Below are 14,259 nucleotides of genomic sequence, written 5' to 3'. Positions count from 1 at the left end.
TAAGGACGCTTCCGATGGCTCACCAGCTCGACCAGAACCTGCAACCCACCATGTCGGTGATGGGCAACCTGCGCCGCATGCGCGACGGCGCAATTTGGGCCGACTACCGGCTCACCGGACTGGCGTATGGATACACCAGCGACGAACGCAAATACGACACCTTGATCCACCACAAAAACCTGATCCGAGCACTCCCGAACAACGCGGTCATCGCAGGCGTCATCGCGGCGATGAATCCAGACGAAATCCTGGCGCGCGCGATCGCCGGAACAGACCTCAGCGCCCGCCCGATGTGGCGCGAAGAATGCGAGGGCAAGCACGAGTACTTTTCGTCCACGGTGCACGCCGCCGAGCGGATTTTCGTGCTGTCGTTTCCGGTGACCGATGCCGACGTCGTATCCGATCTCACCGGCTGGGGCGGCATGGCGCGCCGCTCGGCTGAACGCGACCGCGTCGAGATGGCAAAGGCGGCAGCGTTAGCGGCCGCGATCGTGGCGCGCCTTCCCTCGGTGTTTGCGTTCGAGCCACTGACAGCAGCGCAGATGGTGTGGCTGTGGAACCATGCGTTGGCACGTGGGACGCGCCGCGAGGTGTTTCCGCCCTCGATTTCGTCGAATGTGTCCTCCCCCGCCGGAGCGTTCGCCGCGGCGGAATTCGACGAAGGTGAACGGCGTAACGACCGCAAGCGGTGGCGCCCGGACAGCTTTGCGCCGCTGGTGAAGATCACTCAGCCCGGGCGGATCGGCGCGGCCCCGTCGTGGCAGACGCTGCTGGCGATCGAATCACTTCCCCTGGAGGGGCTGCAGTTTCCGGGCTCGGAGTTTTTCACCATCGCCGACCGCGTCGATGGATTCGACGTCGACTGGGCAGCGCGGATCAGCAAGACCAGCCGCGAGCAGGCGATCGCGCGCAACACCAAGAACCTGCGCCGGCTCAACGAGCAAGTCGGTGAGCGCGACTCCGAGGTGTCCTTCGCCCAAGACATGCTGTCGCAGCAGGCGCTCGATCTTGGCGACTACAACGCGCTGCTGGAAACCAACGACGACGAGATCGAGGTGTCGATGTGCCCGATCTTCGCCATCGCCGGCAACTCGCGCGCCCAGTGTGAAGACGGGGCGCTCAAACTGGTGCAGGCCTTCGAACGCAACCGCATCAAGGTGGTCGCCCCCCTGGGCGGGCAACGCGAGCTGTGGTCGGCGATGAACCCCGGCGGTGCCAACCTGCGTGTCGTTGCCGACTTTTCCCACGTCACCATCAGTGAGTACCAGGCCGCCAGCGTGCCGTTCGCCACCAATGCCGTCGGTGATGCGCAGGGGCCGATCATCGCGCTGAATTTGTCGGGCCGGCGCAATCAGCCGGTGCACTTGGAGTGGTGGCGCGAGCCGCTCAAAGACGCGTCCTCGGCGATCGCGATCGCGGGTGAGCTGGGTGCGGGCAAGACCTGGCTGATCATGTACATGCTGTTCCATTTGGTCGACATCGGTGGCCAATTTTTGGCGATCGACCGCACCGACTCCGGGGAGTACGCGCGCCCGGCGGCCGCCCTGGGTAGCCACGCGATCATCGACCTGATGCGGCCGCAATGGTCGATGGATCCGCTGCGCACCTTCCAGGCCGAGATTGGGGTCGACTCCGCCGTCGAACTACTCACGCCGCTGTTCGAGTGCGAAGCGAACTCCCCGATGGGAATGACACTGGGTGAGGTGTTGCGCCCGGAATGGGGTGTGCGCTCGATCCCAGACCTGCTCGCCGTGCTGCAACGCGGGGCTGACATGGGCAAGTTGGCGGACGGCAAGCCGCTGCCCTCGGGATGGGATGAGCTGCACCGCCACCTGGCCTACTGGTCAGGCCGGCGGTACGCCGCAGCGCTGTTCGACCCGAATCTGCCCTCGTTGGATCTCAACACCGAAGGCATCGTGATCCGCACCAACAGGGTCGAGGTGCCCACCGGTGAGGAAGTGGCGGGCCGCGAGGCGCTGAGCCCGAGCAAGGTGTTCGGCCGCGCCATCTATGGGCTGTCGATGGAGTTGGGTCGCCAAGCATTCCAGCTCAACAAAGCGCGGCCGGCCGCGGTGGCCCTGGATGAGGCCTACCACGTGACCTCCACCTCCACCGGTTTGGCCCGTACCGCGCGGCTGGCGCGCGACGGCCGCAAGGACAACATCTCGTTGATTCTGGGCAGCCACGACCCGGTCAACGACTATCCCGCGGGCACCGCATTGGACCTGATACCGATGCGGATCGTCATGCGCCACCGTGACGAAACTCTGGCCAGGCGGTCACTGAAATGGCTGGGAATCGACCCGGACAAGAACCCGCACATCGTGCGTGACTTGACGACCAACACCTCACCGAAAGGCGCCGACGGCAAGGTGGTGCGCGGCCGCGAGGGCGAGGGCTACATGCGCGACGCCCGCGGCGCGATCGGTCGCATCAAGGTGCTCGGCCCCTCCTCGCAGCTGCGGCGCGAAGCGATGAGCACCACTCCCCCCGACCACAGCCAAGTCGCCTAACCAGGGAGGTTCATGTGAGGGACCATCGGCCCAACAACGGCGGCCTGGTGCTCGTCGACGCCGATCGGCTGGCGCGCTGGGCTCACTGGATTCGAGCCTGGACTCCCGCGGTCGTGCTGCGGTGGTGTGGGCGTCACCGCGTCGCGACCACGGCGGTGCTGATCGGATTCACGCTGCTCGTCATTGGGGCCGTCCGGGCCGGAGCGGATCCCGGTACCGGCGCCGACACCGGCAGTGGGGACGTGCTGATTTCCTGGATGGGAATCAAGGACTCCGACAATGTGCCGGTCGCCAAATACACACTCACCCTCAATCAGGGCGGCTGGGACGATCCCACAGCCAAGATCTTTTCCTACGTCGATTCTGTCGTCTACGAGGTGTATCTGTGCGTCACAACGACCGCCTTATGGCTGATCAAATTCGTGCTCGACTTTTCGTGGCTGAAATTGTTCACCGGGCCGTTTCAGACGATCGGTCACGGCGTGGATACGGCGATGGACCGGTTTGGGTTGGCCGCCACAGCCCTGGCGGTCCTGGCGATCATCGCGGTCTGCACGGTGCTGGCCGGGCGGACCGCCAAAGCAGTGTCCAACATCGCCATGGCGATGGTGATGATCGGTATTGCCGCAACGATTTTCGCTAACCCGCTGGCCGAACTCGTCGGCCCGGATGGGCTGTTGGCCAAAGGGCGTGACACCGGTCTGCAGATCGCTTCGTCGGTGTCTGACGGACACATGAGCGACCAAGGCGGCAAGGCCAACGTCGACGACATGGTGTCACGTCTGGCCGATAGGTTTCTGCGTTCACCCACCCAGATGATCAATTTCGGGCAAGTCAGCGACTCAATTTCGCGTAAGTGCAAAGAAGCCTGGTCGAAAGGAATCAAAGACCAGCACGGCGACAAACTCAAAGACGACATTCAAGGGTGCGACTCCAAAAAAGGCGACCAAATGCACGACCGGTCTATGGGTAACCCCGCCGCCTTCCTGGTGCCGCTGTCTATCTGCGGTTTTCTCGCCGCCATTCTTGTCGCCTTCGCCTGCTACTTCGTGTGGCACGTGGTGCGCGCGGCGGTCCAAGCCATGCTGTATGCCGCGCTGGCCCCGCCGGCATTCGCCATCGGCGTGATACCGGGCGGGCCGCAGATGTTCGCGTGGAAAACCCTGCTGGACTGCGCGATGGCGTTCGCGGCGATGGTCATCTACACCGCGGCCTTCGGCGGCTACAACGTGATCCTCGACCAGGTCTTCAAGGAATCGACCAACGCCATCCAGTCGATCTTTCTGACCACGCTGGTGCTGGCGTTCGGGTTCGCGTTCTTCGGGCCGCTGCGGCGCATGTTCGACCGCAGCCGCGACACCATGGCCGCCAAACTCGGCGGCGCAGCCAACGGCGGCGGGTCCGGTCGAGGCTGGCTTTCGAAGTCCGCTGATCTGGCGGCGCTGAAGGGCAACCTGGCCCCCGGCGGCCGCGGCGGCTCGAGCAACAACCGCGAGCCCGGTCGCATCCAACCAGAATCGGACTCCTCCAGCGGTGCCGCCGGCAGCGGTGGGGGCGGTCCAGACGGCGGGCGCGGGCCTGGATCGGGGCCCGGAGCGATCAGCGACCCCGCGGCAGGGGGCGCCGGCGGGTCCGGGGCGGGTGGCGCCAGCGGTGACGCCGACACCTCCTCGGATGCCGGCGATCACCACCGCGCGCCGCAGCCGGCCGAACCGGCGGTCGTGGTCAGCGACGCCAGTCGAGTCCAGGACCGGCTGGCCGAAGCGGTCCGGATCTACCGCGCCAGCCGCGGCGGGGGCATGGGCGGCCGCGAGGGCCGACACGCGTTGTCTGAGGCTGCCTGACTAGGGCCGGGCGCTGATGGAGCCGATGGAATGGGTGGCGATCGCCCGCACGGTATGGGCGCATCGCCGCAAGGTGTACGCCGCGCTGGCGTTGCTGGCCCCGTTCGCGTTGACCGCGCTGCTGGTGATGTTCGTGGTGTTCCTCGGCGGCGGGGCGCCGCCGGCCACTGCGGGGCTGACCCCGCAGTGCCAGCACCAGCTGCAGTCCCAGGGCATCAGCCCCGACACCGGGGTGTCCTTTGGGCCCGGGCCGATCAACAACGGCAAAGCTGTCATCGCCGCCGGCCTACAGATGAAGGTGCCCGAGAAGGGCATCATCATCGGCTTGGCCGTGGGCATGGAGGAATCCGGGCTGCGCAACCTGGCCAACTCCAATGTGCCCGAGTCGCTGGGGATTCCCCACGAGGGCGTGGGACACGACCACAAGTCGGTCGGCATCATGCAGCAACAGCCATGGTGGGGCAGCCTGCGCGACCTGATGACCCCCGGCGTCGCGGCGCAAAAGTTCTTCGCCAAGCTGCTCAAAGTCGGGGGCTGGCAGAACATGGCCCCCACCGTGGCCGCCCAAACAGTCCAAGGATCGGCCTATCCCGACGCCTACGCCGCATTCGTTACCCAGGCAACGGCGTTCTACCGCCAGCACTTACACGAGGTGATGGCCAGCTCTGGTCATCCCACCCCGCCAGAATCCACCAAAGACGACAGCGGCCGCGACATCTGCGGTGTGGTGCGCGATCCGCACGCCGGCGCTCCGAGCAACCTTGGGCCCGGCACCGCGGCCGGGGTGGCCGCCGCGCGCGCCGCAGAAGCCGAGATCGGGCTGCCCTATGTGTGGGGCGGCGGGAACATCAACGGCCCCACCGGAGGCGGATTCGACTGCTCAGGTCTGGTGCTCTACGCCATCTACCAAGCCTCAGGGCATCGAATTGTGTTGCCCCACTTGACCTACGACATGGTCCACTACGGCAGCATCGTCCCGCGTACCGCCGTGCAGCCAGGGGATCTGGTGTTTTTGAACCCCGACTCCCGCGGGCCCGGTCACGTGGCCATGGTGGTCAACCCCACCACGATCGTGGAAGCCCAAGACTTCGGGATCCCGGTGAAGCTCTCACCGTTTCCCTCCCGCTTCGTCGTCATCAAACGCGTCCTGTGACCAAGAAAGAAGGCAGGCTGACATGAGCATGAGCACACAGCAGCGATCACTGCGAGCCCGATGGTGGCGCCTGCGGTGGTGGTTGCGCCGTGTCCCGCTGCGTATCCGCCTGGGCGTGATCGCTGGCATCGTGGCCGTGGCGGGACTGTGCTGGCAGTACAGCACCCACCACGGTGACGCCGGCGCCAGCGAGCGCCACCAGCAGCGGCCAGCCGCCAGCGCCACACCCGCGCCGGCGCCGGCGGCCCCGCCTGCTGATTACGGCGACAATCCTGAGGTGGGCCAGCTGCCGGCACCCACCGTGGCGCCGCAGCTGGCCTCCATCGACGCCGCGCGGGCCCTCGCCGCTCGGTTCGCCACCAATTTCGCCTCCCCCAACGACAATCACGACGACTGGTTGGCCCGCATCAGCCCCGATGTGTCCCAGCAGCTGATCGAGCAATACCGGCTCACCGACATCCGCAACGTCCCCCAGGCCGCAGTGAGTTCGCTGGACGGGCCGCTCGACGAGCTGCCCGGCGCCGTGGCGTTTCGCGCCACCTACAACGACGGGACCCAGATCGAGATCCGTCTGGCCCTGGCAGCAGACGGCTGGAAGGTCGCCAACGTCGTGCCGGTCAACTCCGACCCGGCGCCGGCGCCGGCCACCTCCTCCCCGGCCCCGGGGGTGCGGTGATGGCGGCGAACAAGACAGCCCCTGGCGCCAAGGCCGACACCAGGACGGCGCCGCCGCCGCGGCCCTACGCCATCAATAACGCCGAGCTCAAACGCCCCCACATCGCCGGCGAATCCGCAGCCGAGCAGAAGCAGGCCGCCCAGGGGTGGAGATGGATCATCCTGTCCGGGCTGGGCGTGATCGCGCTACTGACCTACACCAAGGTGTGGCCAGCAGCCCACCACCTGCTTTATTCACCCTCACCTGTGCGGGACTACCTGCTGCCCCCCTCGGCCAACCCGATCTACGTCGTCGCCGGAGTGGGCGTGGGCTGGTTTTGGATCTTGTTCATCGCCGCCCCGGCGATCGCCGCCGTCGCGGCCGCACTGTGGTGGGCGATGCTGGCGTGGTCCAACCACCGCGCCCGCACCGGCCATCTGGGTCACCTGCGTGCCGGACAGGCCTGGACCGGTGAGCAGTACCCCACCGTGCCGCTGATCGTGGGAGGCGCTGGTGTCACGCTGGCCCTGGCCGGGGCCCTGTTGCGGTGGGCCGGAACCGCGGCGAGCACCCTGCCTGGTCGGCTGTTGGTCGTTGCGCTGCTGGTCGCGGCAGGCTACGGGTTCACCCAATTCGCCTGGTGGGCTTACCTGCGCGGCACCATCACCCGCCAGATCAACAAGGTCACCTACCTGGCGTCGTTCACGCTGGGCTGGACCGATGACCTGCGCGCCGGCCGCGTCAAGGTCATCCGGTGCGCCTACCCGCGTCGGCAAAAGGCGTTCCCCAAGGTGATCAAGCTGCTCTACAGCCAGCATCCCCGTGCGGTCGGCGACGACCTCCTCGCCGAAGTCGCCGCGGTGCTACGCGAGGTCACCGGCCACACCTACACCCTCGAGCATGAGGCGTTGACCCGCACACTGACCGCCACCCACACCGTCACCGTCGATGACCACGACGCCGTCGACGACGCCGAAACGGTGCTGGCCCCGCTGGTCGCCTCCTGGTTTGACGCGGCAGCCCACATCGCCTCGGTGACCGTGGACACCCCAGCGCCGGCGATCGACGAGGCCGGTAACCCCGTCGACGGGCAGGGCGCACCCAACCCGACCGACGCTGCCGATCAGGAGCTCGCGCAGCGGGCGGCCGCCACCGGCAACGACGCCATCGCCGCGCGGATCCGCGAGTTCACCGTCGGCTTCGCCTACAACCTCAAGGTCAGCTCGGCATATCGGCGCGGAGTCATCGAAGGCATGGTCTCTGATGCACTCGGAGGATCCTGGGAAGCCGAATGGAGCATGGCCTCGCGGCGGGTACGTTTCGTGCGCAGCCCCGGTTTGCCCACCCTGGTCGACCCGCCGCTGGAGTTCCCCACGGTCACCCGCGCAACGATCCGCGCCCTGTACAAGCACACGGTCATCCCGTTCGGCGTCGACGCCTACGGCAACACCATCAGCTGGGACTTCAAACAGTCCCCGCACATGCTCATCGCCGGCCAGACCTCCTCGGGCAAGACGTCGGCGCTGATGACCGTGGCCACCCAGTGCGCGCGGCGAGGTTTCAACGTGGTCGAAATTGACCCGAAGGGCTTCGACTCCCCCGGGATGCGGGATTGGCCGAACGTGTCGCTGGTGACCGCCGGTACCGACGAAGACGGCTTGGTCGGACACACCGCCGCGCTGCGGTTCATCGCCGACACCATGCGCGATCGGCTCTCGCAGGTCAAGATCAATCCCAACCGCGCTGATGACTTCGACCCCATCATCGTGATCACCGACGAGTTCTCCAACCTGGTGGTGGCGTTGGCGGAGTTCTACGCGACGTATAAGACCAGCAAGGAAAAAGGGGCGCCGCCGACCACCAAAGACGTCGGGATCCTGCTGCGGACCGCGCGGGCAGTGGCCATCCATATGGCGATCGGCATCCAGCGTCCCGACACGATGTTCATCTCCGGTGAGGCGCGCGACAACACCGCGTTGCGGGTGGCGATGGGCCGCCTGCGGTCCAAGGATGCGGCGATCATGATGTTCAACGACGCGGTCGCTGGCACCCGCATCCAACCGGGCATCAAAGGCCGCGGAACCGTGCAGCTGCCCGACGGCCGGTTCCGGGAGATGCAAGCGTTCTACACGCCGAAAATCCCAGCCACCGAGGAGCAGTGGGCGGCGTTGTCCGACCACGAACGCGCAATCCTGACCGAGCTGCGCAACGTCGACAGCTTTTGGCCGCGCCGGGTTGTCGACAGTGCGCTGCGCGGCTATGACCCCGAGGACGAAGACCAGTCGCTGTCGTTCGCCGACATCCGCCAATCACCGATCGTGCTCGCCTCTGAGCGTCCCGATCTGGACCCCCTGAGTGACCAATACGTGCGACCGTTGAGCGCAGTCCGGCAGGCCACCATGGACGACGAGCATCCCGAGTTCGCGGAGGTGCACCACGGCCACGATAGGCAGGGCGCCACCGCGGCGGCGGCCGCGTCATTCGGGGCGCCCGTTGACGGTTTTGACGATGACTATTTGCCGACCATCGAGGACGAATACGACGCCGCGATCCCGGTCGCGGCCAACGAGGTCGCCCACGGTGATCTGGTGGACGTTTCCGTTGACGGTGTCGCAGACTGGAAGTACGTTCACGCCGAGCCCTACCTCACCGAAGATGCTGATGGTCTTGACCGGCTCGTGATCCCCTTTCGGGACCTCGAAGACGGTCACAACGCCGCCGACATCGAGGTCGATCCCTACGAGGTGGTGCAGGCTCGCAAACTGCATATGCATTAGCGACAACGGAGGTGGGAATGGCGCCCAGGAAAAAGACCGGCAGGGCTGCCGCGGAGGCCGCGTATGCCAACCTGCTCAAAGACAACACCGCGTTAGTCGGTGATGTCGGAGAAACCTGGGATGCCTACGTGGCCCAGCTCCATGACGCTGCGGCGGCACGGGAGCGCTATGAAGACGCGCGCGCCGCAGCGGTCAAAGGTGGTGCGGTCACCAACGATCAACTCGACCAGATGGGCTACAAGAAAACCGCCAAGCTGCCCACCCCGCCGCCCAGAACCCCCGCCACACCCGCCTCGGATAGCCCCGCGGCGTCCAAGCCGGACGCCGCCGCGGGCCGGCCCGAGCCATTTTCTGATCCACAGACCAACGGTGTATCGGCCGAGCCGGCTTTGGCCTCGGTGGGCGCCGCCAACCGAGGGGAGTACTGATGAGTGCGATCGACGCACTGGTCCAAGAATCTCAGGATCAGCACCGCCGCTACTACGAGCTGTTCGGCCACAACCCGGTGCGTGGGGATGGGCTGCGTGAGGTCGGTGAACTGAGCCGGCAATGCGCCGAGCAGGCCCGCGAAATCCGCCAACAGGTGTTGGATTCGAACTTCTCCACGGCGGTGCTCGGCTAATGGGGCCTCGCGGGGGGCCGTTTGCCCAGACAACCGGTCGTGATCACCTACCCCTGGACGGGTTCCACGGCGGCGCGAACGGCGCCGGTGGCGCCGCGGACGGCAGCGCCGACGTCAACATCAACGGCGGCAACGCCATCGCGGGTAACTCCGCTGCCGAGGCCGCGGAAATCGCGGCGGTCCCCAATCCGCAATCACCCGAAGGGCAACGCCAGATCTTGGCGATCATCGAGAAATACCAGTCCAAAAGCGCTGGCACAGTCGAAGAATCCTCGGCCACACAGCAGGCCAACGGAGAGGACGCCGCCAACGGTGGCCACCACCACCATGGAGACGACGACAATAAGGACGACTCCAAAGGCGGCAGCGGCCTGATGGACATCCTGAGCCAATTGCTCGGCTCAGGAAGCTCAGGGCTACAGGGGATGAACCCGCTCGGACAAGGCATGAGCCCATTCGGGCAAGGAATGGGCGGTGCTGGCGCCAACCCATTCGGCGACCCCTACGGTGCCCAGCAGGCCGGGGCGGCCAGCCCGGCCGCCAACCCCTTCGCCGACCCGCTGGCCTCCCCCGGCGCGCCGGCAGCCACCACTGTGGGGGCCACCTCAGACCCCTTCGCCAGCACCCCCTCCGGCGCCACCAACGCGACCCCGGCGGGCAGCAACCCCAACGCGGCCACCAACCCGTTCACCACCGCAGACAACCCCGGCGGCCAAGGCGGTGGCGCCGGCGGTGCGGGGGCTGTTCCGGCGACCGGCGGCGGCTCCAAGCCCGGCACGAGCGCGACGAACACCGCGGGTGTTGATCTGGACGCATTCTCCGGCGGTGATGGCGGCGCAGTTCCCGCTGACCCGGCCACCAGCGGTACGGGCAGCAAGTAGCCCGGGCACAACACACAGGTCATGGTTGCCACCGCCGTAAGCAGCGTCCCGGTCACCTCATGGTGGTACGGGCAAAGCCGAGCGCGCGACGTCGCGCGGCGCCTGGAATCGCTGTCGGGGCTCTCGCCGGCACCGGGGCCCGCCGGGGTGATCACCGCCCGCCGCGACGAACTGACGGTGACGTTCGTCGAAGGGCTCAAGGCCCCCCTGCCCCAGCCGTGGCAGCCCGCCGGACGAGAAGCCCGAATCGGTTGGGAAGCCATCGATCCCGGACACCCACCCGACCCTGAGCATCCGGTCTACCTGGTGGTGTTCGGAACCACCGACGACGGTGGCCTGGTGGGGCTGAACCTGGCCGCATTTCCCCGCATTCGCGTCGAAGGGGATCCCGACACCGCTGCCGCATTGATCCGCCGTTGGGTGCTTGAACTGATGGCCACCCATCCCGCCATCAGCATCGGGGTCACCGACGATGTGTGGAAAGGACCATGGACCACCCGGGTGCAACCTGTGACGCCCGGGCGTGTTCCCGACGTCGACGTGCTGGTGTGTGGTCCCGGCCTGACCTATGCCGAACGCGCCCAAATCGTGGCCGCCTCAACCAGCCCGATCCTGATTGACCTCGGCCAAGACGCGGCGATGTCGAGCACATGGGTGATCAGCTGTGGTCCCGATCGGCTCGGGCAGATCAGTCGCGGCTCCTCATCGCGGCCGCTGACGGCCACACTGATCGTTCCCAGCGCCGAAGTCGTTGACCGCTGCGCCGAACTGCTCACCGACCAGCCCGAGCAGCCGACCGACACCCCTGAATCAGTGGAAGCCGAGCGCAGCCTCGAGGCCGGCGCAGCGCACTGGGATGACTCATCCGCCGCCGACGCCGGCGGCCCCGACGCCGAGTTCGCTTTCCTCGACGACGACAGCGGCGCCGCGGAGGCTCCAGACCTCGAGGACAGCCAGCCCGGACCCGCGCCCAGCGACGAGGAGCCGATCGACTTCTTCGCACCCAGGAGCGCACCCTCGGCGCCGGCGGCGCCGACGCCTCTGGTCGCCGACCACCCCGACGACAGCGAAATTGGCCGTCTCACCCCCTGGCCGGCACCGGCCGACGAGCTCCACTCCCCTGGCCCGGCCCTATGCGCCGCACAGGCCGCCCCGCCAGCCCCTGCACGCCCTGTCCCCGAGACAGCCGAAACCCGGCCACTGACCGATGGCCCAACGCCGGTCATCGCGCCGATATGGAACCGCATCCTGGGCCAGGTAACTCTCCAACCGCCGCACAGCACCCAAGAGCCCGGGCCCCGGGAAAAGCGGCTCAACGAACTCACCGTGTTCCTTCAACACCGCCCCTGGGCCAGCGCCGCTGACATCATCGGCTGCGTCTACGGTGGGGCCGCCTCGGAAAAAACGGTCACCCAACAGCTCTCCTTACTGCGCGCACGCCTGGGAGTCGTGCGCCCCGGCGGGCCTAAAGCGTTGCCGCCCATGAGCGATGGTGGCTACCACCTCGACAACGCGGTGCGCTCAGACTGGATGGAATTCGAGCGGCTGGTTGAAATCCTCGTCGAGACCACCCCTACCCCGAACCTGATCGCCGCGATGGATCTGGTCACCGGGCCGCCGCTGAGCAGAATCCCGCCGAAAGAATGGGCCTGGACCAAAGACTTGCGCGAAGAATTACGGGATCGAGTGCCCGCAGCTGCGGTGGCCTTGGCCCGCCGGCACCACGAAGCCAAGCGGTTCGGCGCCGCGGTGGAAATCGCGCGCAAAGGCTTGTGGTATGACAACGTTCGACAGGACCTATGGCAGGTCGCGCTGTCGGCGGCCCTCGACGGCCACGACAAGGACGCATTCCGCGCGCTGCGTGGACAGTTCCTTGCCACCGTCACCGGCCCCGATAGGGATCCGGCGGTCTTCGACCTCACTCGACAGGCAGGATAGGGGCCCGCACCAATGCATTCCATCACTGTGACGCAATTCAAGGACGACGACGACGAGGTCATCACCACTGCCGAGACCGACCCGGCTGCCTTGTCGGTGTCGGTGTGCACCACCGGCGCGATCGTCGATGTCGACGCCGCCGTCACTACGCTGCGTCCACTGGGCATCGAGGGATTCACCGAGTTGTTCCTCACCTGCGCGCAGGCGGCGTTCGCCCACCGCTACGACCCGCTGTTGTCCGAGTAGCGGCAGGGGCATCATGGGCTTGGATATCGACACCAGTGGACTGCGCCGCGCCGGCGAACTGGTTCATGCCGCCGGTGAGGCCTTACACCAGCAGTTGGAAGCAGACGTGCCGCCCTGCGGGGACGATGAAGTCTCCAAGGCGCTGATGGACAACCTCAACGCCTGGCAACGCTGGCTGGTGCAACACATCAAAGCCGGTGCCCAGCAAGCATTTAGCGCCGCGGCCGGTATTCACAGCACAGCCAGCGGCTTCGACACCCAAGACACTGCAGCGGCGGCGGCCTATGGCGGCGCAGGTGGCCACGCACCAGCGGCCACGCCGGCCGCCGCACACAGCGGGCCGGGCGCGGCGGGCGCAGCGCCTGCCGGGCCGCCGGCCACCTCGCCCGTGCCTGACATCAGCGGCCGCGACGGTGAGAAGCTCGCCTTGGCGCTGCACTCCGGCGCCGGCCCCACGCCGGCGCTGGCCAAGGCCGCGCAATGGGAAGGCGTGGCTACCCAAGCAGTGACCGCCCATACCGCACTCACCGGGGCCAGAACCCAACTGCTCGCCTCAGGTCACGCCGCGATGAGCGCACCGCTGTTGACCCGGCTGGACCGGGCCATCGGCTGGACGCAACAGGTCGCCACGCACGCCAGCGCACTAGCCAACGGCTACAGCACAGCCGCCGGCGCCCACACGACCGCCACCACAGCAGTCGGCCACCCCACCGTGTGGCGCACGACCAAAACGAACTTGGCCGAGGCGCGCGCGGACCCGTTCGGGGCGCCTCGAGCGCAGGCCTACCAAACCCAGTTGACCGGGATGCAGCACACCGCCCGAGTCACCTTGACCGGCTATACCACCACAGGCAAAGCGGCCGGCACACCGCCGAGCACACTTCCCCCCGGTCCCGGATTGGCCCCCAACACGCCAAACGCCCCCGGCTCACCCACGCCGAACACCGCTGACAAACCCGGCCAAACCGATCAGCAAGACGATCCCCCAGCGCCGAAGTCGGGTGATGGCAGCCCCCAGACGTCCAAATCGTCGGCGTCCGGGGAAGGATCGGGTTTCCAAGACATGCTGGGCTCCCTAATGGGCGCGCTCGGCCCGCTGATGCAGTCGTTTGGCCAAGGCAACCCCTTACAGTCGCTGGGCCAACTCGGCCAGCAACTCAGCCAGCAGGCCGGCAATCTGGCCAAGGCCACCAAACCACCGATCAAGCCCGCCGCGCTGACTCATGCGCACCCGGCAGGAGGCGGAGCCCACAAGGGAGGAGGCGGTGGCAGCCCGATCAAACCTGCCGCCCTCGGCGGGGTCCACTCGGCCGGGCTGACCGGAACCCCCGCCGCCTCGCCGACTACCGGGCCGAGCAAGCCGGCGGCCAGCCCCGCCGCCGCGAGCTCCAGCGGGTCAGGCGGCATGGGCATGATGCCAATGGGACGCCACGGTGAGGGCACGGAGTCCAAAAAGGTGCACAGCTACGAGCAGCCGATACCCGAGGTCGAATCCAAAGGGCGGCCCGGAGTTGTCGGCGCTACCGAAAAAGCCGAACCCGCGGTCAAACCCGACGCGCACAACGCCGTCAAGGCGCGCATCGCTGCCCGCAAGAAAGAAACCTCGACCCGCGACGACGCCTAGCGGTGG

11 protein-coding genes are annotated in these 14,259 nt (G+C 67.2%); all 11 read left to right on the top strand.

What is annotated here, in order from left to right; genetic code table 11:
- The first annotated feature begins 14 nt into the window (after positions 1 to 14).
- Genes K883_RS25735 through K883_RS25685 form a run of 11 tightly spaced genes read left to right on the top strand, consistent with a single transcriptional unit; the run spans position 15 to position 14,253 of the window.
- On the top strand, positions 15 to 2,513 hold the full coding sequence (locus K883_RS25735; RefSeq protein WP_036456408.1) for an ATP-binding protein: 2,499 nt from the start codon (positions 15 to 17) through the stop codon (positions 2,511 to 2,513).
- Positions 2,514 to 2,527: 14 nt separating this feature from the next.
- Entirely contained in the window at positions 2,528 to 4,357 is a 1,830-nt protein-coding gene (locus K883_RS25730; RefSeq protein WP_255359003.1) for a hypothetical protein, read from the top strand.
- A gap of 25 nt (positions 4,358 to 4,382) precedes the next feature.
- Positions 4,383 to 5,510, top strand: a complete 1,128-nt coding sequence (locus K883_RS26355; RefSeq protein WP_081914445.1) for a C40 family peptidase — start codon at positions 4,383 to 4,385, stop codon at positions 5,508 to 5,510.
- Between the two features lie 28 nt (positions 5,511 to 5,538).
- Entirely contained in the window at positions 5,539 to 6,186 is a 648-nt protein-coding gene (locus K883_RS25720) for a hypothetical protein (RefSeq protein WP_156035697.1), read from the top strand.
- Entirely contained in the window at positions 6,186 to 8,942 is a 2,757-nt protein-coding gene (locus K883_RS25715; RefSeq protein WP_036456407.1) for an FtsK/SpoIIIE domain-containing protein, read from the top strand. Before K883_RS25720 ends, K883_RS25715 begins: the two co-directional genes overlap by 1 nt.
- Before the next feature lie 17 nt (positions 8,943 to 8,959).
- The gene (locus tag K883_RS25710; protein WP_036456405.1) at positions 8,960 to 9,370 is read left to right on the top strand and encodes a hypothetical protein; all 411 of its coding nucleotides are present in this window, start codon (positions 8,960 to 8,962) and stop codon (positions 9,368 to 9,370) included.
- On the top strand, positions 9,370 to 9,564 hold the full coding sequence (locus K883_RS25705; protein WP_036456404.1) for a hypothetical protein: 195 nt from the start codon (positions 9,370 to 9,372) through the stop codon (positions 9,562 to 9,564). The genes K883_RS25710 and K883_RS25705 overlap by 1 nt, the downstream gene beginning before the upstream one ends.
- Positions 9,564 to 10,445, top strand: a complete 882-nt coding sequence (locus K883_RS25700; RefSeq protein ID WP_036456402.1) for a hypothetical protein — start codon at positions 9,564 to 9,566, stop codon at positions 10,443 to 10,445. Before K883_RS25705 ends, K883_RS25700 begins: the two co-directional genes overlap by 1 nt.
- Before the next feature lie 21 nt (positions 10,446 to 10,466).
- Entirely contained in the window at positions 10,467 to 12,383 is a 1,917-nt protein-coding gene (locus tag K883_RS25695; protein ID WP_036456400.1) for a bacterial transcriptional activator domain-containing protein, read from the top strand.
- Positions 12,384 to 12,395: 12 nt separating this feature from the next.
- Complete coding sequence (locus K883_RS25690; protein ID WP_036456398.1) at positions 12,396 to 12,629, top strand: hypothetical protein; 234 nt, start codon at positions 12,396 to 12,398, stop codon at positions 12,627 to 12,629.
- Positions 12,630 to 12,642: 13 nt separating this feature from the next.
- Positions 12,643 to 14,253 (top strand): PPE domain-containing protein, encoded by a 1,611-nt coding sequence (locus tag K883_RS25685; RefSeq protein ID WP_036456397.1) that lies wholly within the window; start codon positions 12,643 to 12,645, stop codon positions 14,251 to 14,253.
- Positions 14,254 to 14,259 lie beyond the last annotated feature (6 nt).

The sequence above is a fragment of the Mycobacterium sp. TKK-01-0059 genome (genome assembly GCF_000709305.1).
GTDB lineage: Bacteria > Actinomycetota > Actinomycetes > Mycobacteriales > Mycobacteriaceae > Mycobacterium > Mycobacterium intracellulare.
The sequence above is the reverse complement of the archived record's forward strand: the minus strand, read 5'-3'. Positions and strand labels throughout refer to the sequence as shown.

Coding starts and splice junctions, on each gene's coding strand:
- K883_RS25685 (WP_036456397.1), top strand. CDS start 12,643: ATGGGCTTGGATATCGACACCAGTGGACTGCGCCGCGCCGGCGAACTG.
- K883_RS26355 (WP_081914445.1), top strand. CDS start 4,383: ATGGAATGGGTGGCGATCGCCCGCACGGTATGGGCGCATCGCCGCAAG.
- K883_RS25700 (WP_036456402.1), top strand. CDS start 9,564: ATGGGGCCTCGCGGGGGGCCGTTTGCCCAGACAACCGGTCGTGATCAC.
- K883_RS25735 (WP_036456408.1), top strand. CDS start 15: ATGGCTCACCAGCTCGACCAGAACCTGCAACCCACCATGTCGGTGATG.
- K883_RS25695 (WP_036456400.1), top strand. CDS start 10,467: ATGGTTGCCACCGCCGTAAGCAGCGTCCCGGTCACCTCATGGTGGTAC.
- K883_RS25720 (WP_156035697.1), top strand. CDS start 5,539: ATGAGCACACAGCAGCGATCACTGCGAGCCCGATGGTGGCGCCTGCGG.
- K883_RS25710 (WP_036456405.1), top strand. CDS start 8,960: ATGGCGCCCAGGAAAAAGACCGGCAGGGCTGCCGCGGAGGCCGCGTAT.
- K883_RS25715 (WP_036456407.1), top strand. CDS start 6,186: ATGGCGGCGAACAAGACAGCCCCTGGCGCCAAGGCCGACACCAGGACG.
- K883_RS25705 (WP_036456404.1), top strand. CDS start 9,370: ATGAGTGCGATCGACGCACTGGTCCAAGAATCTCAGGATCAGCACCGC.
- K883_RS25690 (WP_036456398.1), top strand. CDS start 12,396: ATGCATTCCATCACTGTGACGCAATTCAAGGACGACGACGACGAGGTC.